The organism is Candidatus Thiodiazotropha endolucinida, assembly GCF_001715975.1.
GTDB lineage: Bacteria > Pseudomonadota > Gammaproteobacteria > Chromatiales > Chromatiaceae > Thiodiazotropha > Thiodiazotropha endolucinida.
This window is the reverse complement of sequence record NZ_MARB01000002.1, coordinates 197,182-213,133: the sequence shown is the minus strand read 5'-3', so window position 1 is coordinate 213,133 and position 15,952 is coordinate 197,182. Positions and strand designations below refer to the sequence as shown.

Genomic DNA, 15,952 nt, shown 5'->3' with positions numbered 1-15,952 from the left:
TATCCTCTATGTCATTACGAAGCGTCGGATCCAATCTTTTGATTCCATTGTCAAAGCCAACCAGTGAGTGAAATCCTCTGATGACATCGCTTCTGAAAAAAGAAATCCCTGCATGCGGCTGCAACCCAACGACAGCAGTGTGGCCATCTGTCGCTCCTCTTCGACCCCCTGTACGATCACCATGCGATTGAAGGCATTGGCCATGTTCAACATGGTTTTGATTAACGCATACTGGTGCTCGTCTGCAAGCATTTTCTGGGTCAGGGTACGATCCACCTTGATCGCCCTGACCGGAAGCCGAGAAAGCTGCTGGATCGAGGTATCGCCGACACCGAAGTCGTCGAGCACACATTCGATGCCCAATTCGAGACAATCGCCGATAAACCGTTCTGTCTGGGTGAAATGGGATGTGACGACCCGCTCGGAGATCTCCAGCTGCAAAAGTGAACGTTGATGCTGATCCAATTTCTTTACACGATTTTGCAGCATTTCGAAAAACACCGGATCGAAACATTGCTCAGGAAAGATATTGACACCGATTGAGAATGTCGGACCCTTGCTGCGCATCTGCTCGATCAGCAAGACCGCCTGCTTGATGACTTGCTCTGTGAGCGACAGCATCACTTCACTCTTATTGATCAACGGCAGAAATTCCGCCGGCTCAAGCAGGCCCAATATGGGATGATCCCAACGTATCAATGCCTCTGCGGCAATAACTCGGCCTGCCCGACAATCAAGCACCGGTTGGTAGTAGACGGTGAGTTGATCGCTATCCATGGCTTTGATGATTTCACCCAGTGTCTCCTCCTGCGAGCGGACCCGCTGTTCGAAATCCTTGTTGAAGAACTTGTAGCAGTTCTTACCCGACTCCTTAGCCATATACATCGCCTGGTCTGCATGTCGAATCAACTTATCAGGTTCCGAATTATCATTGGGAAACAGGGTGACACCGATACTGGCAGTGACTGTCGATAGAACATGTTCGGCTACAGTGTAGGGTTTTGTCGCCATCTCCAGAATACGCTTGAGTATGAGCTGACTCTCCTGCTGATCCTTCAGGTCGGCCAATAGAATCAGGAACTCGTCACCACCCAAACGGGCTACCGTATCTCCGTTACGTACACATAAGGTCAGCCGCTGAGCCGTTTCTCTCAACAGTTCATCACCCGCCTCATGTCCAAATTTATCGTTTACTGCCTTGAATCCATCCAGATCGAGATAACAAACCGCCATCAGTTCACCGGTGCGCCGTGCTCTTGCAGTCATCTGTCGCAGACGATCAATAGCCAGCAGACGGTTGGGCAGCCGCGTAAGATTGTCAAAATGGGCCAGCTGCTCCAGACGATGCTCATGACTCTTCTGCTCGGTGATATCAGACATGGTCGAGACTGCGCCTGTGATTCGACCAGTACCTCTTTCATAAAGCGCATGAATCGTCAGTCCGATCCATATGGGTTCCCGCCCTTTTCTCTCAATCTCTATGGGAAGATTTTCAATCGACTCCCCTCGATACAATAAACGGGCCAGTAGTGGTTCGATATTTTTAAACGGTGAGGCCTGCGGGACCAAATCACCGATAGCCTTACCGGCACTCGCCTCTCTGTCCCACAGTTCGATGGGTAGCTTCAGTAAAGAGAAAAAACCGCTATTGGCATATCGCAGTCTCGCGCGGTCATCCCAAAGCGCGACCGCCTCCTTGACCGTATCAAGAATCGTACTGAGCTGCTGGCGATTCTGTTCCAGCTGGTCTTCAATCAACTTGTTTTCGACGATATCCCAAGCCAGTTCTGCAATTCGGCTCACCTTCTCCACATCGTGCCTGTCGTAGTTTTGCCGGGCACGATTGCCCACCCCCATGATGGCGACGATCTTGTCGCCCCTGAACACCGGCACACAGAGTTCGCAAGTGACCTCGGCGTGGCCTTCAGGCAGCCCGCGCCGGTGAGGCAACGAGGCATAGTCGTTGTGGATGACCGGGTGCCTCTCTCTCACCGCGTCGGCCCAGACACCCGCATCATCGATATCGTAATGCAATCCCTCTCCCGCAGCTTGGCAAAAACTTTTAGTCGTCTCGCTTGACCAGGCTTGCAGGGAGAGAGTTTTCTGGTCATCCTCGAGAAAGTGGTAAAAACCGATTTTGCTGCCGGTCTTTTCACAAGCCACATCCAGCGCAAAGACCAGCAGTTGATTGACAGTATGCCCCTGCGCATATTCATGCAACTTCACCCTTGAATCCATCACCTCTTCATTGAATTTCCGTTCGGTGATATCGATAAAGGTAACAACAGCCCCCCGGATTTTCCCTTGTTTGATCAGTGGATACGACCAGTATTCGGCCGGAAAGCTGGTACCGTCCTTGCGCCAGAAAACCTCACTATCCACATGAATCTGTTCCCCCCTGTTGAAGGCCTTGTAGATAGGACACTGCTCGCCTGGATAATCTGAACCATCCGCATGCGAGTGGTGTATCAGCTGATGCATGGGCTGATCAGTCAGCTCCTGATCACTGCCATAACCCAACTGCGCCAGAGCAGCCTGGTTTACACTGGAGCAGAGACCGTGTTCATCAAGACTGAAAATACCCTCTGCCGTCGAGTTCATGATCAGGCGTTGATAGTCTTCGCTCGCTTGCAGCGCACTTTCAACCTGCTTGCGATCGGTAATATCGGAGATAAAACCTTCGAGCAAGGGAGTACCGTCTTTTGACTCAACCTGAGCCCCTTTTTCCCACATCCAGCGCTCTCTCTGCCAGCGATCGAATATCCTGTATTCGATTTCGAAGGTAACACCTTCCTCGATTGCATCCGCAATCTGCTTTGACACTATTACTCTGTCCTTCGGATGAATCACATCGGCATAGCTCAGCAGCTGATTATTAATCAATTCCGACGGTTTATAACCTGTGATTTCAGTAATGCCATCACTGATAAAGATCATGCTCCAATAATGATCTCTTCTGCAGCGATAGGCCGCGCCCGGGAGATTATCCAGCAAGACACGCATGGTACGACGCGAATCTCGCAGTGCGGATTCGGTACGTTGCCGTCTTATGGCACTGGCGAGCACGTCGGAAAATGTATGCAGTAACAGAATATCCTCTTGCTGCCAGGTTGAACTGACCGTAACGGTATTGAAACCGATAAAGCCGATGAGCGCCTGATCGATGCATATAGGCATCGCCAGCAACGACTTTATCCCTTGCTCAGCCAGGTGTTGCCTGAATTCACCGGCCTCTTCCGTCAGATCGTCAAGGGACTCGACAAAGAGCGGCCTGTCCTGGCTAAACTGCTCCAGCATATAATCGAAATCGGAAAGGGGAAGCTTTTGCAGCTTCCCTGTTTGAACCGCCACCCCTTCAGCGCACCACTCATGGGTATTCGACATGGTGGCAAGATCACTGTCGAGCTGGTAAAGATAGGCACGCTCACTCTTGGAAAATTGACCAATCTCTTTCAACAAGCTGGCCAGCCTCTGATCAAGCTCGTCAATAGAGGTATCCAGTAAAATGGAAGCCTGCTTTGCAATCATCTTTTCAAGTTCGAGGCGATGATTGAGCTTAAATTCGTTGTTTTTTCGTTGCGTGATATCCTCAGCAATACCGGCGACACGATAGGGTTTTCCCGACTCATCGTGAATGGCGAATGCCTTGGCATCCACCCAGCATATCTCACCGTTCGGGCGAATCACCCGATATTCAGGAAAGTGCAGTTCTTCCCAGGGTTGCTGTAAATGCTCTGCAAGAAAACGCTCAACACGTTCAAGATCCTCACGTGGCAAAGCCTCGACCCAACTGGCGGCATTGTCATACAGGCTCTGACAACTTCTGCCCCACATCAACTTATAGCCCGGACTGACGTAGTAAACCTCTTGCCAATCCGGGGATCCCAGCCAAAAGACCTCTCGAATGGCATGGGTCAACTGCCGGAAGTTTTCCTCACTCTCCTTTAATTGTATCCTCTCCTTTCTCGTCTCAGTAATATCGCTGACCATGGCAAGGGCGCCGATAACCCTTCCATCGCGATCCTTAATGGGCCCTGTATTCATTCGGGTCCATATGTCATGTCCTTTTTTGTGCCGAAACCTGAAATCATGAGATTCAGCGATACCTCTTTGTCTCCGTTGAAGGTTTTCCCGGGCTATCTCGATCGCCTCTTGATCCATGAAGTCATAAAAAGATCTGCCCATCATCTCGTCGATTTTATATCCGAACATATCCGCCAAGGTGTGGTTGACGAAGGCTGTATTGCCCTCGCCGTCGATCTGCAAGATACCGTCATGACTGTTCTCGACGATAGTACGGTACTGCTGCTCGCGCTTTATGATCGCACGGTTAAGTTGCCGATATTTTCTCACTAATGGAAACAATATGGAGACAAGCACCAACAAGGCACCCAGACCTATCAGGGTATAGAGAAAATAGGTCCGATAGGGATTGCCAAAATCTATGGTATTACTGAACGAGAGGGTTTCAGCCACACCGGTATTGTGCGGCCGATCCTCCAGCATCAAGGCATGCTTGACGTCGTTGACGTCCAGAAACACCTTGGGTGCTTCTGTAACCCGGTATGCGCCAAGGCCGACTACATACTCCAATGCATTATCGGCAGGCGATGTCGGGAATCCGGCATGGTCGGAGTAGAGCAGATGAATCCGTTTTTCGCTTAGCGGCACCCCTCCTGCCAAGATGCCGCAAAAAAGCAGCAGCATGATACCGACAAGGAGTTGACCTGGCGCTTTAAAGTTCATCACAGATTCAAGAGCAAATGGGCAGGTCAATAATCATTGGATCCTTGTTGATATAAGACCCTGTTTATTAACTAAATAACTCCTTTCAGAAAAGACTTCATCTTATTTGATAGTAGATCAGCCAGAAAAAAAAAACAGGGCTGATTCAGGAGATAAATTCGGCTCTTGCTTTTGCAGTAGTGAGTAGATATGTCACAAATCGCAAGCAATAGATCCCATGGGAATTAAAATCGACTGCACTGCGAATAGAATTCACTGCGACCTTTTCCACATTTACACCGGTTGCTGAGTGCGATGATGATGAAGCGCCCGCATTTTGTAAAAGCGGACTACTCCGGTTGATCCCCGTGGCAACCTCTACAACAACGACAATAAAGCCCCAAGAACGGGGCTTTATTGCGCCAATATTGATAATCGATCAGGTTACTACAGTGAGGAAACGTTCATTGAGTTTCTGGTCGTGATAGAAAATCGCACCGCCCAGCTCATCGGCTGTCCAGGTAATGGGTTCATGGTCAGGATACCAGTCATATGAGCCATGAAAGACTTCATTGCGGTTGCCTGAGGGATCGAAGAAATAGATGGTTCTGCCACGGGTGATCCCATGCCGGGTGGGACCGATATCGATGGAGGTCTTATGCTTGCCGATGATATCGGCGGCCCTTAATACCTCTTCCCAGGAACCGAGCAGGAATGAAGCATGATGAAGCTTGCCTTTATCCTGATGACGGATTAGCGCCAGGTCGTGTGCCTTCATACCGCAGGTGAGGAAGGAGGCCAGTTGGAGTTCTCCATCCATCACTTTCTCCGACTCACTGAATCCCAATACCTCTTTGAACATTTTGATGCTGCCATCCAGATCATCGCCATACAGCAGACAGTGATCGAAACGCTGTACCTGCATGCCTTTGAGATTATCCGGCCAGGGCTCAGGATTGACCCGCCCCATATCGGTGCCTTTCACTTCCTTTTCCGCATACAGCTCGAACATGTGGCCGGTGGGGGAATCGAAACGTACCCGCTCGCCACAGTGATTCAGCTCATTGGCCGGCACACGCTCGACATTGCAGCCGAACGCCTTGAGCTTGCCCTCAAGCTCATCCATTGTCTCCCTGCTATCAACCTTGAAGCCCATAAAATCCATCCCGGTCGTATCCGCTTCACGCAATACAACAGAGAACCAGTCCTGTTCATCCCATCCTTTTAAGTAAACACGGCCCTGATCGTCCCGGTCCGTTTCCAACAATCCCAGCCGGTCCTTGTAATGAACAAGAGCCTCATCCAGATCCAGCACACGCAAAGAGATATGTCCCGGACGTAAAACGCCTTTAATCGCCATCACTCAATCCTCCTCTGGACACCGTGGATCACCACGGTGATGATTTGTATATTAATGACCCGCTTTCATCTGATACGGATCTTGCTGTGTGTTATGAACAGGACCCCTTGTAACCATTCAGACCAGGGGTGCGAAAACAGATAAGGGTTTTATGATCGACACCGTTCTCCGCGAGGCTCTTGCCCATATCAGGCGTTGACGCTTCACCATTGATCTTCCACTCCACACGATCCCAGTCGATCAACCCAAAGTCGGGGTGCATGCCGTAGTATTGCGGTATCAGTTGCTCGGCCAGCGCACCGAAAGGCATATCGGGAGGCAAAGGAAAAGCGGTTGCAGCACAAAAACTGAGATGCTCCTCCCAATGCAGATATACCACCTGGTTACCATGAAAATTCTCTTTTCTGTCGCGGATCTCGACAGCATCCGCGTATCCGGGTTTGCGGGCGACAACAGCCATGATTCTCTCCTCTTTGTAAATATCTTCTTTCGCCGTCCAGACCATAGAAATCGGGTATCGGAAGACGTCTATCGTTGCTTTAACCGGCCACCCGCTTACGCGCTGACTGCCAGGCATCCCACTGTTTCTGGTCCGGCGAACCCGTGTAGTCCATGTTGTCTGTACCGTTTTCCATGTGGTACCACTTGAGGACGTCACTCAGTTCCGCGCCTCCGCAGTTACCCTGGAAGATCTGATGTACCGGCAACCAGGCCTGTGAGAACTTCTCCGGCTCGTTGTCGAAGATGTCCTTACAGCCATCGGAACAGAAATGGTATCGATCGCCTTTATAAACACTGTCGCGAAACCCGATCCTGGTCGGATCTCCAGGCTCCGTGTAGCCCATGGGTATCTGGCAGGTCTGGCAAAGCTGGGGCAGCGCATTGTTGTAGAAACGCTCACCCTTGGCCTCCATCTCCCGCCACATCTCGAAGCGTGGACGGTAGTATTTATCGAAGGTATTGGGATACTTCTCCGACAACCAGGCCATCTCCTCTTCGCTGGGCAGCCAGGTGTGGAAACCCGCTGCCTGGGTGTATTGATAGAAGATCGCCCAGTTCTGGTGAGAGATATGCTCCGCCTCGTCGGTAGCGATATCGGCATACTTGGGCACACGAAGACCGTAGCGCGAGAGATCCTCGAACAGCGCACCGCCCGCCTCGGTGAAGTAGATCTCCCAGGCCTCCTTCCAGGACATGATGCGTTTGGGCAGCATATAATCCATCATCATCGCCACCAGACCCAGCATCTTGTGGCCACGCCAGAACCACTTGTCCACCCACTTTTGCACGATGGGCAGATTGTCGGGATGCTGCTCCAGCATGAATTTGATCACCTCGATGCCCAAAGTCATGTGGGTCGCCTCATCCGACTGGGCGGAGAAACCGAAGGTCACCGTGGCCAGATCGCCGTTATAGGCGGCACCGGACATGAATGGGACGAACAGCAGGTTGGTCAGCACATACTCGAAGGCGAATGAGATTGCCGTGAAGAACTCGAAGGGACCGGCACTGCAGGCATCGTCAAAGAACGACTTGGGTACAGACAGATACCACACACGATCATGCATGTGGGGGAATTCGGCGAAGCCGTCGAAATACTTGTTGTAGTGACTGATGGTATGGATCTGGGTCTGCGCATGGCGCAGCTCATCCAGGGACTGCATCTGCGCCGCCACCCTCGGACCCACTCCCCGAATATGCCGGCCCAGGTGCGCGAAGTGGCGATGGGCCTGGTACTCCAGCGGCGTGACACCGGTCAGAAACAGCTTGATGGCATTCACATAGCGGGCATCGGAGATACCCAACTGGCCGTTGTTCTGGGCAAACGAGTCGAGCACCGCATAGAGCTTGCGCTCCTTCTCGCCCTGGTACTTCCAGTAGGCATCCATCGTCAGACGAAAGGGATCCTCCCACTTCGACCAGTCGGTGATCTTGATCCCCTCGAAGGTATCGTAGGGAAAGACATCGTCCATCTTCTGGTAACTGGTCTCCCAGTCCAGACCTCTAGTCATCAGCGCATAGCGCTGCTTCAGGTTCATCTTTTTTTTGCGTTGGGGTGTCATAGCTTGCTCCTCCGGTGTTACACGCCCCAGGAGAGGACCAGCTCTTCATCATCCTCATCCAGGCTGCCGCCCATGGAGACGATGGTGAGGTGGATCTCCTGCGGGTCCCAGTCACGGCCGATACGCTCGGATACCGACCCGGCCTTCACCACCAACCGCTCCGGACAGTCGATCTTGACCGCACCCGGCATGTAGTTGGCGCTTGCACTGGGATTGTCATGCAGAATGGACTCGATCACGGGACGAGCCTCGTCATTGTTTTGCAGGGTGATGGATACGATTCCAGCCATCTCGGTCTCCTCTTATACAGTCAGGCCGAGCTTACCGGCCCGGACATCCAGTTGTTCACGCACATCGGCGATTGCCGATTCAGCACCATCGGCCAGCACCATAGATGCCAACGGCGTCAGGGCCTCCGTCATGGTGTCGCGCCATGCTCTGTACCATTGGGAAAGCTGGGTCTGATTCTCATCCGACTCCTTGCTTGCAACCTTCACGACCGCATCCACCCAGCGATTGTGCTCGGCACTCCAGTCGACCATGAACTCACACAGCATGGAGAGGGCCGCCGCACCGTGTTTCTGGCCTTGCGTATCGAAGTGGTTGTAGACAAGGGGATAGACCAACCCGTCCATGACCAGGAACTGGGCCAGCAGCGCCTCGAACCAATCCTTCAGTACCAGGCTGTCTTCCACCGCTTTGCGCACGCCCTGCCAGGCATCCGCCTCCATCCACTGTGTTTTGGCCTCATCCAGCAGCTCACCGTTGCCACTGCCAAGCACGATACCGATTCGTGAGAGGATCTGCGCGATGCCCAGCCGATCCCCCGCGGTAAAGATCGCCGCCGATGTGATGGCAGTACCATAGCCGGCATCGCTGATGGAACAGGCGTTCATATTCGCGCCCCACTCATAGTGGAGTAGCGGGATCAGATATCTGACGATCAGCTCCCGCCAGGCGGGATCGATATTGGCCAGCATGTCGCGCTTCTCCTCGAAGGCGAAGTTGCGCTCCGTAGTCTGATGCATGTTGGCGCGGGCGATGGTATAGGTGCCATAGTAGAACTGTCGCGGATCCTTGAAGAGATACCAGTCCTGCATCCTGATTGCGGTACGCCCCTCATCGAAGGTCCAATATTCCGGGCCCCATATGGGACGATAGTGGAAGTGCGTCGTTGCCTGAACATCGTACACTCCCTCTTCATAACGCGATGCCGGTACATCGGAACCCAAACGGCGTGCAACATGGGCAAAGGTCTGTCGCCTCGGCTCCACATTCACAGTTTTTATATCGATACTCATCGTTAGAATGCTCCTCCAGAAAGCTATCGATTCAGATCCGGATGGGTTGGATTTCGATAGAGGCCAGGACGGCTGTCGTTCCCGTCTACACTGCCAATCTCATCAGGACGTTGTATTAGAGTGGCTTGATGCTTCGCGCAGAAAGCCCTGAACTCGTCATAGGGGAGGATCAGTTCAACCGTCAGGTCTTCATCGTTGATGGAAAACTCGAACTCAACAAACCTGTGCAGCCGCTCACCGGTCACCCGGATATAGGCTTTGCCGATGTCCGGCACATAATCTCCCATCACTTCCTCCTCAAACCCGGCCGATCCGCAGTTGATGCAAAATCCGCCATATTGCTGGTCAACAAAACAGGGCAGAATCTGTGCCAAAACACCTTAGCCATTGAATTTAATGAGTTTTTATAGATTTGTTGCAGCTATTGGAGGATGGGTGATTTCACCATCAGATCAAAATTAATTCACCAATTTGATCATTTAACCAAATAAATAAATGGCATCTTGATAAATGTTGCTTTTGCACAATGGCAGTGCAAAAACAAAACGCGTATCTTTTATTGATTGGTTTTACGCCCGCTTCATTTTATGATTTGATAAAAACAACAACCCAAACTATAAGAATCATAAGAACTCAGACACGAGAAAGATAAGCAAGCCAGCCATTAAGGAGGATGGCTTAGCCACTACAGATACCGGTAAGCAGCTAGAGACCGGCTGGAGGAGATATGTCATCCCAAATCAGCATTGCCGGTCTACCCTCGGAGGACCGAAATCTGCACCTGTCATTCGATGCGGGCACGATTCTGCTCAACGATCAGCGCATGGTATTGATGCACACCCATGCTATGGGAGCGTTGCGCAAAGAACTCATGGATACATTGGGTATGGAGCGGGCCAGAGGCGTCCTCATCCGCATGGGTTACGCATCCGGCGCCAAGGATGCAGAGCTTGCCCGTAAACTGTTACCTGAATCCACCGATGAAGAGCTGTTGATGATGGGGCCTCGTCTGCACACCCTGGAAGGTGTGGTGCACGTAAAACCCATTAAGGTCGATATAGATATCCGTCAGCGCCACTTCTATGGTGAATTTCTTTGGGAGAACTCCCATGAGGCCGAAGAGCATTTAAAGCTTTTCGGCATTCATCACGATCCTGTCTGCTGGACCCAGATCGGTTACGCCTCAGGGTATACCAGTGAGATTATGGGCCGTTTCATCGCCTATCGCGAGGTTGACTGCCGCGCCAAAGGCGATCGCCACTGCCGCATCATCGGCAGGCCCATCGAAGAGTGGGATAACGCCGAAGAGGAGCGTCGTTACTACCGTCCGGATCCGATGGCGGAGCAGCTGTTGGCGCTACAGGATGAGGTCAACCATCTACGTGACTCGCTGCAGGAGGAGACAGGCATTGGCGACATGGTGGGGGCATCTCAACCCTTCATACAAGCCTGCGATATGTTGCGCAAGGTGGCTGACAGTCATGTCACCGTGTTGCTGCTTGGTGAAACAGGCGTCGGCAAGGAGATGTTCGCCCGTGCGCTCCACAGTATCAGCCCATTGGAAAAAAACCCATTCATTGCCATCAACTGCGCGACAATCCCGGATGAATTGATCGAATCGGAACTATTCGGCGTGGAGAAGGGAGCCTATACCGGCGCTCAGCAGTCGCGTCCCGGGCGTTTCGAACGTGCGCATGGCGGTACGCTTTTCCTCGACGAAGTGGGTGAACTCTCAATGAACGCACAGGCCAAGCTTCTGCGTGTGCTGCAGGAAGGGGAGATAGAAAGGGTGGGTGATACCCGAACCCGCAAGGTCGACGTACGGGTCGTAGCCGCTACAAATGTGGATCTGCAGGAGGCGGTGTCTGACGGGCGATTCCGCTCCGATCTCTACTATCGCTTAAATATCTATCCGGTTATTATCCCACCGCTTCGTGATCGCAAGGACGATATCGAACTGCTGGTGACCCGTTTTCTTGAAAAGTACACCGCCCGGCATGGCAAGCGGGTCAGCGATATCACTGAAAAGGCGCTAGAAGCGCTTAAGGACTACGACTGGCCGGGTAATATCCGGGAGCTGGAAAATATGATCGAACGTGGGGTTATCATTGTCACCACGGGGGACGCAATCGATCTCAAAGACCTGTTTCCATGTCTCAGCATGAGTCCGGAAGTCCCGCTGTTCAACAACTCAAACGAAAAGGATGGCGGAGACGTTGAATCGCTTGCCAGTCAGGTGATAGACCAATCGACCAGTCTCGAAGAGATGGAGACACTGTTGCTGGAGACGGCGGTAAAGAAAGCCAATGGCAATCTGAGCCAAGCGGCACGCATCTTAGGCATCACCCGTCCGCAATTAGCCTATCGTTTGAAAAAGCGAGAGCAGGAATAGACGACTGATTCAACAGTGAGGGCCTTGAGTCCAAACAGCCTGGAAGCCGGGCAATAACAAACACTCATGCATTCTTCGCTATTCCTACAGATCCTACAGGTGACACTGCCGGTATTCGGCATAGCTCTGCTTGGCTATATCTATGGTCGCCTCTGCGGGTCCGACATCCTCTCGGTCAATCGTATCAATATGCAGTTGTTCGTGCCCGCTCTGTTGTTCTATGTCCTGTCAGAGAAGATCCCCGACACTCAGGAATGGAAGACCATAGCCTGGGGCGCACTCATGATCATCATCGTCTCCGGTATCATTTCCTTACCCTTGACCCGCCTCCTCGGTATGCGACCAAGGGTGTTGTTACCCTCCATGATGTTCAACAATGCCGGTAATCTTGGACTCCCCCTGGCGGCGCTGGCTTTTGGTGATCAGCTGCTGCCCCTGGCGGTTGTAGCCTTTGTGGTTTCCACAAGCCTCCATTTCAGTCTCGGAATCTGGCTGGTCAGTGGCCGGGTTCACCCCACCGAACTGCTACGCAATCCGGTTTTCCTGGCTACCCTGGCGGGTATTATGGCCTATGCCTTCGACTGGCATACACCGAGCATACTCATGCCTGGTCTGGTCATGCTTTCAGAGGTGGCGATACCCTTGATGCTAGTCTCACTTGGGGTTCGCTTGATCCATATCGAACTACGTTACTGGAAGGCAGGGTTGTCAGGCGCCTTGCTTTGTCCCCTAAGCGGTCTGATAGGCGCATGGGTAGCCATCATCTGGTTGCAACCCAATGAACAGATGCGCGATATCTTGTTACTATTCAGTATTCTGCCCCCCGCGGTGATGAACTATCTGCTGGCTGAGAGTTACCATCAATCTCCACAGGAAGTCGCTGCGATGGTTGCATTCGGCAATCTGGCAAGCTTGATCGTGATTCCCATCGCCCTCGCCTTTATTTTATGAGGAGTTATCGCTCTACCGCCGGATGGCTGCTGCTGGCGGCTGTTATCTGTACGGCAGTCAATACCCTCTGGCCTCAACTTACCAACAGCTGGGCTGGCCTGTTTACCTGGTCTGCGGGGTTTCTCCTTTGGCCTGAACTGCCTACCCATACCCGTCGCCAGGTTGTCATCCTCATCAGCGTCGGTTCAATAGGACTTGTTTGGGGATTGACACAACATCTGACACCCGACTGGGCGATGATGCTTTACGGCAACGCTCAACTGCTGTCGATGCTGGCCGCTGTCAGCTTTCTTCGCCTGATCACCCGCCCTGACAATAACCCGGAGAGGGTAATGCCGCAGGGGAAGAGAGCGGTATGGTCAACCCTGTTTGGGGTTCATCTGTTTGGCGCCGTCATCAACCTCTCCTCGGTCTTCATCATAGGAGACCGCCTGCGGGGTAAAACGGGACTTGACCGCGAGCAGATCATTGTACTGACTCGCGGATTTTCCGCCGCCGCATTCTGGTCACCCTTTTTTGCCGCAATGGCAGCGGCCATGACCTACGCCCCAGGCGCCAGACTGGAACGCATCTGGCTGATGGGGATGCCGCTCGCGATTATCGCACTTATGATCACCGGCTACAGCAGACGGCATCCCAGGGAGTTTGTCGGTTATCCCATGCACCCCTCGACATTGGCGCTTCCCGCGGTATTGGCACTGGCAATATTGCTGATACATCAGATACGGCCTGAGTGGCATATTCTCGGCATCATCTGCCTGTTGAGCCCGACGCTGGCACTGTTAATCGTGAGCGTCCGTCAACAACCGTTACTCCAACTGCAACGACACATCACCCATGACATACCCACAATGCACAATGAACTGTGCCTGTTCCTGGCCGCCAATGTCATGGCTGCTGGCCTGAGCGCACTTTTTCAGGGATTCGGTGGCTGGTTGCCATTCAGTCAATTCGGCGGCCTGGAGGCCAGCATGACACTGCTGTTTATGCTGATTACGTCGATCGTCGGCGTTCATCCGGTGATAAATATCGCAGCGCTCGGCACCCTACTGGCACCGCTACAGCCCGACGGTACACTGCTGGCGATGACCTTCCTGTCTGCCTGGGCGGTCGGTGTCGCATGCAGTCCGTTTTCCGGCATCAATCTTTCGATGCAGGGTCGATACGGCCAACACGGGCTGGCAAGCCTGAAGTGGCATGGAAACTACAGCCTAGTGATGTTTTTCTGTTCGCTTGCGGCACTCAATCTCTACGCCACTCTCTGGTTGTAATAAATCGGTTTGCAACAGCGATGCGCAGACGGGGCCTGTTAACACTCATCCAATAGACCCTAGTATATGAGGAATTTATGTGGCACATTGTTCGCAATAACCATACCGTATGGAACAGATATGAAAGAAAAGTATATGGTTCTGCCCAGTGCACGTTTTGATGAGATTCGGCTGGTAAAGGTCCCGAAGGATCTGGATACCAATGAGGCATACCGCTTCGCAACAGGCATCATTGCCCAGGCAGAAGAGACAAATCGTGACTATCGCTGGGAGGATATTGCCGAGGCCCTTGAGGCGCGTGGATTCGAACCTATCGAAGCAATGATCGGACCCGCCCTGGACTGAGACCGGGCTTGCCCGTCACTGATTAATCAAGATCCTCATACTCATCCAGATCCATCTGCAGCAGAATCGCCTTTCGCAGCAGCTTCTGCTCGTTTCTCAGCGTCTTTTTCAGACTGCTGATCTCCTTTTCAAGGTCTTGTATCCGATAGACCAGTTCATCAGCATGGGCCAGGGTCTGCGGTGAGGGCTGGGTTGCCGCCGCCTGATTACCATTCAACCCCCCTCCGGTCGGATGCAGCGGGGAGACGGATGCAAGCTGTTGTGACTGCTCTGCCTCTTCGGTACCGGGAGGATCAAAACTGACCTCCTGTTCCAGCTCCTGCATCACCGACAATACAGCATCCTTCTCCAGGGTATGGAGCTCTTCCAGACAGCCATACAGCATCATTCTGTCGCACATCGCATTGATCCGGCGTGGCACACCGCCAGTGAACTCGAAAATCATCGGGAAAACACCCTCTGCAAAAGTGGGATCCTCCTTCCAGCCGACCAGTTGCAGTCGATGCAGGATATACTTTGCCGTCTCTTCTGCGCTCAACGGATCCAGGTGGTAGGAGGCGATAATACGTTGTCTGACCTGTTCCATTCCCGGACTCTGCAGGGTGCGTTTGAACTCCTCCTGACCCAGGAGAAAGGTCTGTACCAAGGCCTTGTTGTTGACCTGGAAGTTGGAGAGCATGCGCAACTCCTCGACCGATCGGGGTGGCAGGTTCTGTGCCTCATCCACCACCAGCAACATCTGCTTTCCTTCTGCATGCCGGGCGCGTGCTATGGCCTCCAGATTATGCAGCAGGGTAGCCTTGTTGAGCCCCTCATGAGCCAGACCAAAAGAGGCACAGACCATACGCAACATATCGTCCGGATCGACCTGGGTGGTAACCAATTGGGCGGCCATGACATTCATGTTGCTCAATTCATCGAACAAATTGCGTACCAGAGTGGTCTTGCCGGTACCTATGCCCCCCGTGATGACGATAAACCCCTCTCCCTGCTCAAGACCGTAACGCAAATAGGCCATGGCACGATTATGTCCCTTACTGTTGAAGAAGAATTTATGGTCCGGCGTAAGCTGGAATGGTTTTCCGTCAAGCTTGTAAAAGTCATCGTACATGTGGATTAGCCTTCTCTGATTTCGGTGCTTCCTTGCTTGTGCAGGTAAACCGCCACACACTAACGAAACAATAACCACAAAATATTTGGTTATTTGAATGGCTCAAGGAATCAAGGACCTACCTTAATCTAACATTATGCTATGAATCAGCGATTTTTCCTACCGTTCGCGTTAATGGGTTTACCGAAATTAACCTGCAGGATTCACTTTAATGCGCCTTGACACTGCGCCGATTAAAGCCTCCTGTGCCTCGTCGAACAAGCCATTTGCACCGCCTTTGGATAAAAAAGGGGCAGTCAGAGAACAGCGACTGATCGGTCGTCCAGCCAGTATACCCTCAAGCTGCTGCAGGTCATTGCATACCGGTAGTTGACCCAGCTCCATGGAGTCAACTATCTTGCCATTATGTCCATCCGGCTGACAGCGGGGCTAT

General features: G+C 52.4%; 12 protein-coding genes. 4 read left to right on the top strand and 8 right to left on the bottom strand.

Annotated features, from left to right (window positions below):
- Positions 1–6 precede the first annotated feature (6 nt).
- The 7 genes from CODIS_RS02310 to CODIS_RS02280 all read right to left on the bottom strand — a co-directional run bounded on the left by CODIS_RS02310 (position 7) and on the right by CODIS_RS02280 (position 9,736).
- Entirely contained in the window at positions 7–4,746 is a 4,740-nt protein-coding gene (locus CODIS_RS02310; protein ID WP_069121111.1) for a PAS domain S-box protein, read from the bottom strand.
- A 418-nt stretch (positions 4,747–5,164) separates the two neighbouring features.
- Positions 5,165–6,085 (bottom strand): catechol 2,3-dioxygenase, encoded by a 921-nt coding sequence (locus CODIS_RS02305; RefSeq protein ID WP_069121110.1) that lies wholly within the window; start codon positions 6,083–6,085, stop codon positions 5,165–5,167.
- Between the two features lie 91 nt (positions 6,086–6,176).
- Complete coding sequence (locus CODIS_RS02300; RefSeq protein WP_069121174.1) at positions 6,177–6,545, bottom strand: phenol hydroxylase subunit P4; 369 nt, start codon at positions 6,543–6,545, stop codon at positions 6,177–6,179.
- Between the two features lie 79 nt (positions 6,546–6,624).
- Positions 6,625–8,148, bottom strand: a complete 1,524-nt coding sequence (locus CODIS_RS02295; RefSeq protein WP_069121109.1) for an aromatic/alkene/methane monooxygenase hydroxylase/oxygenase subunit alpha — start codon at positions 8,146–8,148, stop codon at positions 6,625–6,627.
- Positions 8,149–8,165: 17 nt separating this feature from the next.
- A complete protein-coding gene (locus CODIS_RS02290; RefSeq protein WP_069121108.1) occupies positions 8,166–8,438 on the bottom strand; it encodes an MmoB/DmpM family protein in 273 nt (90 codons plus the stop codon).
- Positions 8,439–8,450: 12 nt separating this feature from the next.
- On the bottom strand, positions 8,451–9,449 hold the full coding sequence (locus CODIS_RS02285; protein WP_069121107.1) for an aromatic/alkene monooxygenase hydroxylase subunit beta: 999 nt from the start codon (positions 9,447–9,449) through the stop codon (positions 8,451–8,453).
- A gap of 23 nt (positions 9,450–9,472) precedes the next feature.
- Positions 9,473–9,736, bottom strand: coding sequence for a phenol hydroxylase subunit (locus CODIS_RS02280; protein ID WP_069121173.1), 264 nt, complete (start codon positions 9,734–9,736; stop codon positions 9,473–9,475).
- A gap of 440 nt (positions 9,737–10,176) precedes the next feature.
- Here CODIS_RS02280 and CODIS_RS02275 point away from each other — a divergent pair, with 440 nt between their 5' ends.
- The 4 genes from CODIS_RS02275 (at position 10,177) to CODIS_RS02260 (ending at position 14,408) form a co-directional block, all read left to right on the top strand.
- Complete coding sequence (locus CODIS_RS02275) at positions 10,177–11,841, top strand: sigma-54-dependent Fis family transcriptional regulator (protein WP_069121106.1); 1,665 nt, start codon at positions 10,177–10,179, stop codon at positions 11,839–11,841.
- A gap of 66 nt (positions 11,842–11,907) precedes the next feature.
- A complete protein-coding gene (locus CODIS_RS02270; RefSeq protein ID WP_069121105.1) occupies positions 11,908–12,792 on the top strand; it encodes an AEC family transporter in 885 nt (294 codons plus the stop codon).
- Complete coding sequence (locus CODIS_RS02265) at positions 12,789–14,063, top strand: hypothetical protein (RefSeq protein ID WP_069121104.1); 1,275 nt, start codon at positions 12,789–12,791, stop codon at positions 14,061–14,063. The genes CODIS_RS02270 and CODIS_RS02265 overlap by 4 nt, the downstream gene beginning before the upstream one ends.
- A gap of 120 nt (positions 14,064–14,183) precedes the next feature.
- Entirely contained in the window at positions 14,184–14,408 is a 225-nt protein-coding gene (locus CODIS_RS02260; RefSeq protein ID WP_069121103.1) for a hypothetical protein, read from the top strand.
- 22 nt (positions 14,409–14,430) lie between these two features.
- Here the strand turns inward: CODIS_RS02260 and CODIS_RS02255 are convergent, their stop codons facing one another.
- On the bottom strand, positions 14,431–15,519 hold the full coding sequence (locus tag CODIS_RS02255) for an XrtA/PEP-CTERM system-associated ATPase (protein ID WP_069121102.1): 1,089 nt from the start codon (positions 15,517–15,519) through the stop codon (positions 14,431–14,433).
- Between the last annotated feature and the right edge of the window lie 433 nt (positions 15,520–15,952).